The organism is Hymenobacter sp. AT01-02, assembly GCF_000961955.2.
GTDB lineage: Bacteria > Bacteroidota > Bacteroidia > Cytophagales > Hymenobacteraceae > Hymenobacter > Hymenobacter mucosus.
In genome coordinates, this window is record NZ_JZIR02000019.1 from 1 (window position 1) to 12327 (window position 12327).

Sequence of the window (12327 nt, forward strand, 5' to 3'; positions counted from 1 at the left end):
GCGGCCGGGGAGCACCGCCTGACGCACGTTAGCCGACAGATGCACGGTTGGGTGCGGGTCGTAGCGTAGCAGCACGTAGCCCGCGAAACGGTTTTCGGTTACTTCCCGTCGGTAAAGCTCCGGCACCACGGCAAAATGCTGGGCTTCTACTCCTGCCCGCAGGCTGGCCCGGCTGCCAAAGTTTCGGGTATGGTCGGCTTGGGCCTGGGTGGTGCGCACCGTCGAGTTGCTAGTGGTGGCATCGTTGCGGTAGTTGAGTATATCCTCAAACCACGCCACGCGCACCCCAGTCTCATGACGGCTAGTTACGTGCCGGTAGCCAGTCAGCAGGCGGCGGCTTTTATCCTGCTCGCGTGCATGCGTATTGGCCGAGCCAATGGAAGGTTGAATTTGACGGTCGGCGTCTGTCAGCCACGCCGAGGCCTGCACTTCGCCTCGCTGGCCTACCCGCAACGTCACGTCCTGCGCTAGACTCCATTGGCGTTGCGCGGCATTTTCCTGGCGGCGGCTTACTAGCCCCGTTATTTCACGGGTGGAATAGAGGAAGTCATTATCGGCTGTGCGGTAGGAAGCCGCCGTGCGTACGGCCAGGCGCTGGTTGCTAAAGCTTCCTTCTACACTACCTGCCCGCAGTCCAAAGCTGCCAGCATCTAACTGCACGGTGCCGCGCAAGCCTGCTCCCCACACCACCGGCGACGACAGAAGCACGGTGCCCCCTACTGCGCCCGTGCCGTAGGTAGCGCCTGCCGGGCCGTGTTGCACGTCGGCGCGGGTGTTGCCACTAAGGGGTAGAAGGGAAAAGTCGCTTTGGCCCAGGGTGGGCAGCATAACGTTGAAGCCATTCCACAACACTGCCGTGTGCTGAGCCGAAGTGCCACGAATGGAAATAGAAGCCAATTGTCCCGGTCCGTATTCCTTCAGGTACAAGGGGGTGCGGGCAGCCAATGCCTCGGCCAAGGTGCTACCCGTCGGGAGAATAGTAGTCGAATCGAGAACAGTAGTGACGCGGCTTCCCACGGCAAAGCGGCTTGGACGCACACCCTGTACCCGAACAGTGGGTAAGCTCTGAATAGAATCGGTGAGGCGGGCGGGAGCGCGCTGAGCCACTACTGTGCTACTCGCCAGCATGCTGCCGCTTAGCCATAGTAGGCACCACCCGGCCCGTAGTACGGTAGCCGTGGGTAGTTGTCCTGCGCAAAACTCAATCATCCGAACCAAAATTTCCAGGGTAGGAAACGTCAGTTCAAAACTTCAACCGTGGATTCCGAAACCGGAGCCCAAAGCCAAAGCCGAGGCCGAAAACAGAAAAATCAACTGCCCGCGGGGGGTAGCCACTGCATTCGTTCTCCGCCCTTCCTCCGAAGGCGCTGAACATGGGAATTGCAAAGGCAGGTCTCCTGGCTTGCTTCTGATGCGCCGCCTTCCCATTCCTCCAGTTTCTTTCAACTAGAAAGAAACCATCATCGAAACAGTGGCAGCTGAGGCGCACCAACTTCTGAAGCGTACAGTTGCGGGGACAGCTCCGGCTTCTAACCGGATTCCCTTTTCAGCCGCGCCCCACAATCGGGGTCTGGCCACCTCTACGTTAGCAAAGATACACAATGTCGCCTATGCTTCAAGCTAGTCCGTAGGTAGGAGTAGCTTTTGCCCTTGGGGCACGAGCTACCACCATCCATTACCGATTTGCTTAACTGCTCCCATGAAAATCCCCATAGAGTTCTACCGCCGCCCTGACCCCGTTCAGATTGCCCGCGACTTGCTAGGTAAGTATCTATTCACGCGCATCGACGGGGTACTCACGGGCGGTATAATTGTTGAAACGGAAGCCTACGCCCATATCAACGACCAAGCGTGTCATTCGCACTTGGGCCGCTACACGTCCCGCACTCAGGTGATGTATGAGCCTGGCGGAGTGGCTTACGCTTACCTTATTTACGGCCGTTACACCCTCTTTAACATTATCACCAACGAAGCCAGTAAAGCTGATGCTGTACTCATTCGGGGGCTGGAGCCTACGGAGGGTATTCCGGAAATGCTGCTGCGGCGGGGCGTGGCTTCTGTGCAGCGTAATCTGACGGGTGGGCCGGGGCTCCTGACCCAGGCGCTAGGCATCACTACTGCCCTCTATGGCACCAGCCTTACCAGCGACGTTGTGTGGCTGGAAGACCGAGGGGCTCCCGTACCTGACACTGAGATTAGAGCCTCTCCCCGAGTGGGAATAGACTACGCTGGTACCGACGCGGCCCTTCCGTGGCGCTTCCGAATTATAGGTAGCCCCTGGACGAGCCCGGCCAAATAAAAAATAGACTGGGTCGAGGTGCTGCCAGTAGATAGCGCCTCGACCCAGTCTATAAAGTGATGATGCTGTTTACAGCTTCTCGCAAACCAGTGTCATCAGCTTTCCTTCCAGGTTGGTGGTAGCAAAGATGTACAACTCGCCGCCCTCCCGAATACCCGTGCGGTGCCGGAATTCGGCCACGGTATCAGGAAAGTTGCGGGTAGTTACGTGGGCGCGCACCTCCGGTCCTAAGTGGGTACGTAATGCTTGCGCGTCGTACCGCTCCACGGCCCGAATGCGGAAAATACGGCCGGGAAACTCGGGCCGGAGCGTGTCGGAGGTGTAGAGGTGGCTATGCTGGTGCAGCTTTAAAAGCTCGAAGGCAGTGCCTACACTACGGAAGCCACCTGCTTTCAGAATTGCTACGTTTGGTTCGTAGAGATACTGTTGGGGCTCAGCGTAGCGGGCAATGGCTCGGCCTTCGCGGGCCCGGTTCAGACGAAACTCTTGCTGCGTGCCATCCCGACGCAGGTTTATGGTGAAGCGCTCCGGGTCAACGGCTGGCTCGGCCCCGAGTTCGTAAAGCACTTCCTTGCACTCATTGTCAACGGCTACTACCCACAGGCGGCGCACCTGGCGCAATTCGTGCAGCGCTTGCTCAATATCAAGCATGGGCGACGTCTTGAGCAGCACGCTCCGGCTCTTGTGCAAGAGCAGTGGCAGCAAGCGTAGAACATCGGGCTCACAATCTTGCAGACGGAAAATCTTACGGGCGGCGGTGTCGCGACGGGCAGGGTCTAGGTACAGCCAATCAAAGGTGTCAGGAGTGCTCTTTAAAAACGCTACCGCATCCTCGGCGTGGCACTGCACATTCTGTATGCCCAGTTGCTCCAAGTTGTAGCGGACTACGTTTGCCAGCGCCGCGTTACGCTCCACATAGTGCACTTCGGGGATAGTGGCAGCAAAGTGCGCCGCATCTACGCCAAAGCCCCCAGTGAGGTCGGCCAGGCGCTGCCCCTGCACGAGGCTGGCTTTAAAGGCCGCCGTACGCGCCGAAGAGGCTTGCTCAACCGACAATGTTGGCGGAAAAATGAGGTCCGGATTATCGGCCCAGATAGGCACTTTGGGGCGTGCCTTCTGGCGTGCCTGAATCTGCCGTACTAGGTCGGGTACGGGCAAGCCAGGATAGCGGCGAGCTTGCAGCGCCAGTTTAGCGGGGTCGTCGTGCAGATGCTCAACAACATATTGTCGAGCCGCTGCCGGCAGCGGGTATTCCATGTAGGTTTCCTACGAAAGTGCGTCGGCCCTGGTCAATGAACCACGGCGAAAATACTACCAAACGTAAGGAGGAATTCACCAAGTGCCTCGCGCCGGGCGAAGTACTTAGTGGATTCCTCCTTATTAGGTAGTGTAGTAGGAAACGCCGAATAGCCTAGCGTAGGTTCCAGGTTAGGGCAAGTAGCGGCTGGCCACTTGGCGCGGCGGCTATGCCCATAGCCGAAGGGCGCAGACGCTGCAAGGCACCCATACGAGCGGCTGGCATACCAGCATTATACGCATCTACTGCCCGCTGGAAGTGCACGCTGGTATTGCGCGTAATCAGCACATTACTCAGTAGGCTAGCCATGGCCACGCCGGCGGCTACCCTCTGCGTGCTGTTGAAATACTGCTGCTCTGAGTCCTTGGCTAACACTTGTTGCCCGTACACGCCAATGGCGCTAACGAACGTCAGGCGCTCGGCCAGAAACAACCATTTCTGCCGGCGGTACCGGTTCAGGTTATCCAAGGCTTCTTGGTTGCCAGCTAAGTAAGGACGGAGGCCCTGACCAAAGAAACCAGCATTCTGATACTCTTTCTCTGTAGTGCCTTGGCCGGTAGTGAAAAAGAAGTTTTTCTGAATTCCGTTGTGACCGCGCTCCTTATCCTCTGGGCTGAGTTGGATGGCAGTGGGCACCTGCTGAGCCCGAACGGCGCTACCCCCTAAGAGAAGCACAAATAACAAGGTAATCCGGCGTACGGCGGCGGAAAATGCAACGGCTGTCATATTATCAAAATGCATACAGTGCAAAGCTACTAGTCTGATTTGCCACTTACTAAGTGATCCGCCGAGAAAAAAGTGCAATTCACCGAGAGAAAATTTTTCGACCCAACTCAACAAAAAGCAGTACCGCTTCGTTGAGCCGGCAACTTTCTGGACTTTTCCATTCCTAATTTTTTGCAGCCTATGAAAACCTTGGTTCCCCTGCTTCGCCGCGCTGCGTTGTTTGCGGCTCTGCCAGCCGCCGTGGCCTTCTCTTCCTGCTCCGATGACGATGATAGCCCGGCAACGCCCGATCAAGCTCGGATAATGGCTGTGCACGTAGCGCCCAATGCCAACGTGAAAGTGTCAGTGCTGGCCGATGACGCCGCCATTAAAGAGTTGAACTACGGCGAGAGCACCGGCTACCAACCGCTTACTACCGGCAGCCGGGTGTTCAAGGTAAACGTGACGGGTACGACCACCACCGTGGCTACTACTACCCAAACTATCAGCAAGGACAAGAACTACTCCCTGTTTGCGTATAGTCCTTCCAATACCGCCAACTCCATAGGGCCACTGTGGGTAGAGGACGATTTGACGGCTCCCGCCAGCGGCAAAGCTAAAATCCGGGTAGTGCACCTGGGCTTAGGTGCTGCATCTCCACTCACGCTGTATCGTACCGAATCTACGGGAACGGCTACGCTGCTGCTGCCTAATATCTCGTTCGGCAATGCTTCGGCATTCACTGAGATAGATGCCACAACCAGCAACCTGTACTTGGCTAATTCTAGCAATGTGCCTGTTATCCTGATTAACAGCAAGGCCCTGACGGCTGGTAAAATCTACACACTGCTCATTCGTGGCTCGGCATCGGGCCTGACTTCTGATCTGCAGATCAAAGCAGATTTCATTGAGAACAAATAAGCATTCTGATCTTGAGTGCATTACAACCCGCTCTGGCTCCGGCTAGGGCGGGTTGTGTGCTTTAGGGCGAGGGCTAATATCCTGCAACAAGAGAGGAGAACAAATCACGTACCTTTGCAGTTGAAACACGACACGCATTCTTCTACCACTATGGTTGAGACTAAGACGACGGCCTACGTTCCGTACAAAGTAAAAGATATGAGCCTCGCCGAGTGGGGCCGCAAAGAAATCCGCTTGGCCGAGGCCGAGATGCCCGGTCTGATGGCCCTACGCGAAGAGTACGGCGCTAGCAAGCCTTTGAAAGGTGCGCGCATTGCTGGCTGCTTGCACATGACGATTCAAACGGCAGTGCTCATTGAAACCCTCATTGAGCTGGGCGCTGATGTTACCTGGTCGTCGTGTAACATCTTTTCTACCCAAGACCACGCGGCGGCCGCTATTGCGGCGGCTGGTATTCCCGTATATGCTTGGAAAGGCATGAATGAGGAAGAGTTCAACTGGTGCATTGAGCAGACACTGTTTTTCGGTGAGAAGCGCGAGCCCCTGAACATGATTCTGGACGACGGTGGCGACCTGACCAACATGGTGCTGAACCAGTTCCCCGAGTTGGCAGCAGGCATCAAGGGCATTTCGGAGGAAACGACTACGGGTGTTCTGCGTCTTCTGGAGCGCGTGAAAGCCGGTACCCTACCCATGCCTGCCTTCAACATCAATGATTCCGTAACGAAGTCGAAGTTCGACAACAAGTACGGCTGCAAAGAGTCGGCCGTAGATGCTATTCGCCGCGCCACCGACGTGATGATGGCTGGCAAGATTGCCGTAGTAGCTGGCTACGGCGACGTAGGAAAGGGTACTGCTGCTTCGTTGCGTGGTGCTGGCGCCCGCGTTATCGTAACGGAAATTGACCCCATCTGCGCCCTGCAAGCTGCCATGGACGGCTACGCAGTGAAGAAGATGGAAAATGCTATCAAGGAAGCTGACATCGTAGTAACCGCTACCGGCAACTGCGACATCATCACCGAAAGCGCCTTCCGTGCCCTCAAGGACAAGGCTATCGTCTGCAACATCGGTCACTTCGACGATGAGATTGACATGGCGTGGTTGAACAAAAACTACGGCCACACCAAGGATACCGTGAAGCCTCAGGTTGACCTCTACAACATCGACGGTAAAGAGGTAATTATCCTTGCCGAGGGTCGCTTGGTAAACTTGGGCTGCGCCACTGGTCACCCCTCGTTCGTGATGTCGAACTCGTTCACCAACCAGACGCTAGCGCAGCTAGAGCTGTGGCAAAACGCCGACAAGTACGAAAACAAAGTGTACACCTTGCCCAAGCACCTCGATGAGAAGGTAGCTCGCCTGCACCTCGCCAAAATTGGCGTTGAGCTGGATGAGTTGAAGCCGAAGCAAGCAGAGTACATCGGCGTAACGGTAGAAGGCCCCTTCAAATCGGACCTGTACCGCTACTAAGCAATTTTAAAATATTGCATAGAAAAGCCCGCCTGGCATTGCGTCAGGCGGGCTTTTCTTTTGGTTGGGGCTAGCTGTAGCGGAAACTATGCCGCCTTGCATTGGGTATGGTATAGCTAAGCGGAGTGCTACGCTACTGCCACCCCAATAGCAGCTCGCACGGCGGGCGCTACTTCCTGTCCGAAAAGTTCAATGGCACGCAGTACGCTCTGGTGCGAAATACCTTCAATCACTAGTTGGGCTAGAAACCGGGTATTGTTGAACAGTCTTTTCTGGTACAGCAGCTTATCGATAATATCCTGGGGGCTACCCACCAGCAAAGGCCCTTCGGGCCCACACAGGTAGTCGAACTGCCGGCGCGACATTGGCGACCAGCCCCGTTCGCGGCCAATACGGTTCATAAGCTGCGAGTAAGGTGGAAAAAACTCGTCGGCTGCCTGCTTGGCTGTTTCAGCCACGTGGAAATGGCAGTTGATAGCTAGTTGTAGTTGAGCAGCATCGTGGCCCGCTTGGCTATAGGTCTGGCGGTAAAGGTCGGTGAAGGACACATACTGGGCCGGGGCGCCGCCTAATATGGCAATGGTAAGCGGTAGACCTAGCTGGGCGGCTCGCACTACCGAAGCAGGAGTGCCACCAACACCAATCCATACGGGCAGCTTGTCTTGCACCGGGCGAGGGTACACACCTTTGCCGGCAATACTGGGGCGGTGCTTGCCTTGCCAGTTAATTACCTCTTCTGAGTTGACTTTCAAAAGCAGATTGAGCTTCTCCACAAACAGGGCATCGTAGTCCTGCAGGTTGTAACCAAATAGTGGAAACGACTCGATAAAAGACCCACGGCCCGCCAGAATCTCAGCCCGGCCTCCAGAAATCAAGTCGACGGTGGCAAAGTTCTGGAACGTTCGCACGGGGTCGGCCGAACTGAGTACCGTAACGGCACTCGACAAGCGGATGCGCTTCGTAACGGCCGCCGCCGCACCCAGTATTACCTCCGGGGAGGAGATGATAAAGTCGGGGCGGTGGTGCTCACCCAAGGCAAGTACATCTAACCCTACCTCGTCGGCAAGTTTGGCCATGGCCAGCAGTTCTTGCATGCGGGTGGCCGCTGCTTGGTCGCGCCCAGCTACGTGTGCGGGAGCTACTTCGCCAAAGGAGCTAATACCTAGTTCCATGAAATCAAGTAAACCAGTTGAATAAGTGGAGGAAGCACCAAGGTCACAAATTGTTTCAGAAATAGCACGGGTGCTTCTCGTAGATATGAACTCCGAGTTACTCTACAAGTACAACTAGCGCCACAGCAGTCAAGCATTGATAAACAGTGCTGTATCCCTGAAACTACAGCCCTACCATGCCGATGGATCCGTAGCAGGCTGCCACGCGCTTATCAGAGTTCAAGCGCTAGTGTTGAAAAAAGTTATGTTGCACGAGGCGCTCGGTTTCCTGCCACAGCGCCTGAGCATTCTCTGGCGTATTGAATGAGTGCTTTACGGCCTTGGCTTGCTTCTTCTCAAAGTAGCCGCCGCTGATTTCGGCGCCAATGGGTTCGGAGGCTAGAAAGATACTAGTAGCTGCACCTTGCTCTACTGATAGCATAAAGGGCCGGAAGAGCTGAGTGAGCGTGGAAAGCCAGCCGCTGGAACTGTCGCCGAAGTTGCTGGCTACAGCGCCGGGGTGTACCGCATTAACGGTTACGTTGCGTATGCCACGTGCGCGCATCTGCCGAGCTAGCTCCTGAGTGAACATGATATTGTAAAGCTTGGTGTTGCTATATACCCGCAACGGGCTATACTGGCGCTCCGACTGAAAATCGTTCAGATCAGGCTTGGAAAACCGGTAGGCTTCGGAAGCTACGTTTACGATGCGGCCTGCTGAGCTCTTTTGAAGCTCGTCCAGTAATAGGCTTGTAAGGAGAAATGGGCCGAGATGGTTGGTTGCGACGCCCATTTCATAGCCGTCGGCTGATACGTTGCGGGACTGACCAAATAGCAAACCCGCATTGTTCACCAGCACATCGAGGCGGGGATACGTGCGCTGAAAGGCTTCGGCGGCATGGTGCACCTGTTTCAAGTCGGAGAGGTCACAGAGCAGCACGCCTATCAGGTCATGGCCTGCGGCAGCTACTATTTCCCGGCGGGTAGCTTCCGCCTTTTCTGCGTTGCGTGCTAGCAGCACCACGTAGGCGCCTTGCTTGGCCAGTTCAAGCGCAGTGACTTTACCGATACCCGATGTGGCACCCGTAACAAGGATAATTTGGTCTTTTAGGTTGGGCATAGGAGCGCGCAGAAAGGTGACAATTGATAAGTACCTATACGCAGGCAAACGCGTGAAGCTGAACTTTACTTGAAGTGGCCGAGCAGCTTTGAACTGACTGCGCCGCCAAAATCCGGATATTTGTCCCTATGCGTGCCGTTCCACTATCTGTTGTTATCATCACCTTCAACGAAGAAGCTAACATTGCTCGTTGCCTGGAAGCCGTGCGCGGCATAGCAGACGAGGTAGTAGTGATAGACAGTTTCTCTACCGACCGCACCGTGGAAATCTGCCGGGAACATGGAGCCCAGGTAGTGCAGCATGCTTTTGCAGGATACGTCCAGCAGAAAAACTTTGCTACCGCCCAAGCCCAGCACGACTATGTCCTTCAACTAGATGCTGACGAAGTGCTGACGGAGGAACTTCGCCAGAGCATCTTGGCGGCTAAGCAAAATTGGCGGGGTAGCGGCTATACAATGGCTCGCCTTACCAACTATTGCGGTACGTGGGTTCGCCACGGCGGCTGGTACCCCGACCGTAAGTTGCGTCTCTACGACCGGCGTCAGGGCCAATGGATGGGGCTGCTCCTGCACGAGCGGTATGAGGTGTCGTCGGGGGAGCCTGTTGGGATGTTGGCGGGTGATGCCTTGCACTACTCTTACAACTCAGTGGAGCAGCACGTGGCGCAACTCAACCGCTTCACTAGTATTGCTGCCGAGGAACTGTGGATACGGGGCAAGCGCAATGTATCCCTCTTTCAACTGGTGGTGAAGCCTTGGTGGAAGTTCGCTCATGGGTACTTCTTTCGGCTGGGTATGCTCGATGGTTTTGCAGGCCTTAGCATTGCTACCATTTCAGCCTGGGGCGTTTTCCTGAAATTTGCCAAGCTAAAAACCAAAAACAGCGGGGCAAAATAATGTCAAAGCCTGCTCCTCCATTAGTATCTGCTACCCCAGCCTTTGCATGAAAACCTTCCTTGTAAGTCGTACCGATGCTATTGGCGACGTAGTTCTGACATTGCCCGTGTGCGGGCAACTCAAGCAGCTATTTCCGGAATGCCACGTGGTATTGCTAGGGCGCACATACACGCAAGCCGTAGCCGAAGCCTGCCCGTGGGTAGACGCTTTTCTGAATTACGACGAGCTCAAGCAGCTAGCAGCCAAGGACCAAGTAGAAGCCGTTCGTGCCGTTCAGGCAGATGTAGTACTGCACATTTTTCCTAACAAGCACATTGCGCAGCTAGCTCAGCAGGCTGGTATAGCCTTGCGTATTGGCACCCGCAACCGGTGGTTTCACTGGCTAACTTGTAACCGCTTGATAAGTCTGAGCAGGAAAAACTCTCCTTTGCACGAAGCGCAACTGAATATGTCGTTGCTTCAACCCTTGGGATCCCCCAAAGGAATGACGTTGTCTGAGGTAGCGCGCTTAGTGCAGCTACTTCCTACCGTTCCAGTACCTCCCAGCATACAAGTACCACTTGCCACCCAACAGCTAGGGCAACTGCGCGTAATCTTGCATCCCCGCAGCCGAGGCAGCGCGCGGGAGTGGGGGCTACCCAACTTTGGCGAATTGGCAAAGCTTCTGCACCAAGCAGGACATTATGTTTTTGTTACAGGCACGGCTGCTGAAGGGGAGGAACTGCGCGAGTGGTTACAGGAGTATCAGCCCTACATAGCCGCCGATCTAACCGGTAAGCTCAGCTTGCCAGAACTCCTAGCTTTTATTGCCACTACCGACGGGCTAGTGGCGGGTAGCACGGGCCCCTTGCACTTGGCAGCAGCATTGGGCCGTTATGCGTTAGGCCTCTATCCGCCCATCCGTCCTATGCACCCCGGCCGTTGGGCCCCGCTAGGTCCCCATGCCGAGTATATAGTCTTCGACAAACCGGGGTGTGAGGACTGCCGATCGGAGCCGGCTGCTTGTTCGTGTATGAAAGCGTTGTCGCCCGTACTCGCTTTTACCCAGATTCAAGGGTGGCAGCCGTTGCCTTCGGTCGCCTCCTGATCTACTTGCTCGCGTAATGGCCTTCACCACATCGTTCCTACATCCTACTAGTTCTCAATCTCGCTGGCGGCACTGGTGGGCTAGCGGAAAGCTTTCCCAGTATCTGCTTTTGCTAGCTAGCGTGGCAGGCGTAACGGGTCTGCTTGCCTCCCGGGCCCTAGTAGCATTGTGCCCAATTGTAGGTGTACTAGCCGCTGCCACTAATCCACAAATACGCCGCACCCTCCCTCAGTGGATACGCCTACAAAGCGTTTGGGCGCCCGCGTTGCTATATGCAGTGCTCTTGGTAAGTTGTCTGTATACCGATGATTGGCCTGTCTGGCGGCATGAGGTATACCGGCAGCTGCCTTGGTTGGCCGTGCCTTTCACCTTTGCCGTGGCCGTACCGCTAAGTGAGCGGCAGCGCTGCGCAGTGGGATCTTTGTATGTAGTTGGTACTGCCCTGGTCGGAATGGCAACGTTGGGAGTATATTTTCTCGACGCTGCCGCCGCAAATGTTGCTTTCGGGTTAGGGCAGAGTTTACCCTCCGTAACAGGTATATTTCATATTCACTTTGGCTGATGCTTGCCTTAGCGGCCTTTTTAGGGCTTTTGCTTCGGCGCAATCCCTATACCCCGCCGCCTGTACGTTGGGCGTTGGTAGTATCAGTTATACTAGCAGTTCTCACGCTTCATCTGTTAGCTTACCGTACGGGATTATTAGCCTTCTACGTTATGCTAATAGTAGAAGCAGTCCGGCTACTATTGCGACGGCGTGTCCTCGGCGGAGTAGCGTTACTGTGCGCGCTGAGTGTTGTTCCCTGGCTAGCGTATCAAACCCTGGAACCAGTGCAGCAGCGCATGCACGCTACCATTTGGGACGTCCAACAGTTTCAGCAAGAACATGATATCAACCAGTATTCCTTGTCGCGGCGCTTTGCGGCATGGAAAACAGCCGTCATCGTTGCGCAGCAGCATCCGTGGCTAGGCGTGGGCCCGGCCGATGCCTATCAGGCATGATGCGTCAGTACGAATGGCAGAGCTTCGGCCTCGAACCCGAGAACCGCGTGATGGTTCACAATCAGTATTTACACCAGCTTGTGGCCGCCGGTGTGGTAGGCTTGAGCCTATGGTTGCTGGTACTCTTTGGGCCTTTAATGAAACCCGCCCTGCGGCAGAATGCGTACGTGTATCGGTTCCTGTTGATACAGGCCACTGCTATGCTGGTAGATTCTCTTCTTCAGTTGCAGATTGGGTTCAACCTTTTCGTGTTTTTCTACGGCTTCCTAGTGGTAGCCAACGAGCGCCGCGCTGCTTGTACCTCAGTGGGCAAACCTTCCGTTTGTCCCACGGTATAAAGCATATATTTGTCTGTCAGCGGTATTCTTTTATTATTCAGCCG

General features: G+C 55.4%; 12 protein-coding genes and 1 riboswitch. Of the genes, 7 read left to right on the forward strand and 5 right to left on the reverse strand.

Features of this window, described 5'->3' with window-relative positions; translation table 11 throughout:
* The coding region (locus VI25_RS08515) for a TonB-dependent receptor (protein WP_152981549.1) at nucleotides 1–1209 on the reverse strand (1209 nt) is incomplete at its 3' end.
* Nucleotides 1210–1369: 160 nt separating this feature from the next.
* Nucleotides 1370–1597, reverse strand: a riboswitch (cobalamin riboswitch).
* A gap of 102 nt (nucleotides 1598–1699) precedes the next feature.
* Here VI25_RS08515 and VI25_RS08520 point away from each other — a divergent pair.
* Nucleotides 1700–2299, forward strand: coding sequence for a DNA-3-methyladenine glycosylase (locus VI25_RS08520; RefSeq protein ID WP_045688421.1), 600 nt, complete (start codon nucleotides 1700–1702; stop codon nucleotides 2297–2299).
* A gap of 69 nt (nucleotides 2300–2368) precedes the next feature.
* Here VI25_RS08520 and VI25_RS08525 read toward each other — a convergent pair whose 3' ends face one another.
* Together VI25_RS08525 and VI25_RS08530 are read right to left on the reverse strand one after the other, a co-directional pair.
* A complete protein-coding gene (locus VI25_RS08525; RefSeq protein WP_045688422.1) occupies nucleotides 2369–3556 on the reverse strand; it encodes a class I SAM-dependent methyltransferase in 1188 nt (395 codons plus the stop codon).
* A 154-nt stretch (nucleotides 3557–3710) separates the two neighbouring features.
* Entirely contained in the window at nucleotides 3711–4337 is a 627-nt protein-coding gene (locus tag VI25_RS08530; protein ID WP_143437022.1) for a hypothetical protein, read from the reverse strand.
* Between the two features lie 165 nt (nucleotides 4338–4502).
* Here VI25_RS08530 and VI25_RS08535 point away from each other — a divergent pair, with 165 nt between their 5' ends.
* Nucleotides 4503–5222 (forward strand): DUF4397 domain-containing protein, encoded by a 720-nt coding sequence (locus tag VI25_RS08535; RefSeq protein ID WP_045688424.1) that lies wholly within the window; start codon nucleotides 4503–4505, stop codon nucleotides 5220–5222.
* Nucleotides 5223–5372: 150 nt separating this feature from the next.
* Nucleotides 5373–6692, forward strand: coding sequence for an adenosylhomocysteinase (gene ahcY / locus VI25_RS08540; RefSeq protein ID WP_045688425.1), 1320 nt, complete (start codon nucleotides 5373–5375; stop codon nucleotides 6690–6692).
* 128 nt (nucleotides 6693–6820) lie between these two features.
* Here ahcY and VI25_RS08545 read toward each other — a convergent pair whose 3' ends face one another.
* Together VI25_RS08545 and VI25_RS08550 are read right to left on the reverse strand one after the other, a co-directional pair.
* Entirely contained in the window at nucleotides 6821–7864 is a 1044-nt protein-coding gene (locus VI25_RS08545; protein ID WP_045688426.1) for an LLM class flavin-dependent oxidoreductase, read from the reverse strand.
* A 226-nt stretch (nucleotides 7865–8090) separates the two neighbouring features.
* Nucleotides 8091–8963 (reverse strand): SDR family oxidoreductase, encoded by an 873-nt coding sequence (locus VI25_RS08550; RefSeq protein ID WP_045688427.1) that lies wholly within the window; start codon nucleotides 8961–8963, stop codon nucleotides 8091–8093.
* Between the two features lie 128 nt (nucleotides 8964–9091).
* Between VI25_RS08550 and VI25_RS08555 the strand changes: the two genes are divergently transcribed.
* The 4 genes from VI25_RS08555 to VI25_RS08575 all read left to right on the forward strand — a co-directional run bounded on the left by VI25_RS08555 (nucleotide 9092) and on the right by VI25_RS08575 (nucleotide 12283).
* Nucleotides 9092–9859, forward strand: a complete 768-nt coding sequence (locus tag VI25_RS08555; protein ID WP_045688428.1) for a glycosyltransferase family 2 protein — start codon at nucleotides 9092–9094, stop codon at nucleotides 9857–9859.
* 46 nt (nucleotides 9860–9905) lie between these two features.
* Nucleotides 9906–10946: a glycosyltransferase family 9 protein gene (locus tag VI25_RS08560; protein WP_045688429.1), complete on the forward strand. Its 1041-nt coding sequence runs from the start codon at nucleotides 9906–9908 to the stop codon at nucleotides 10944–10946.
* A 561-nt stretch (nucleotides 10947–11507) separates the two neighbouring features.
* A complete protein-coding gene (locus tag VI25_RS08570) occupies nucleotides 11508–11945 on the forward strand; it encodes an O-antigen ligase family protein (RefSeq protein WP_055562434.1) in 438 nt (145 codons plus the stop codon).
* Nucleotides 11942–12283, forward strand: coding sequence for a hypothetical protein (locus VI25_RS08575; RefSeq protein WP_045688431.1), 342 nt, complete (start codon nucleotides 11942–11944; stop codon nucleotides 12281–12283). Before VI25_RS08570 ends, VI25_RS08575 begins: the two co-directional genes overlap by 4 nt.
* Nucleotides 12284–12327 lie beyond the last annotated feature (44 nt).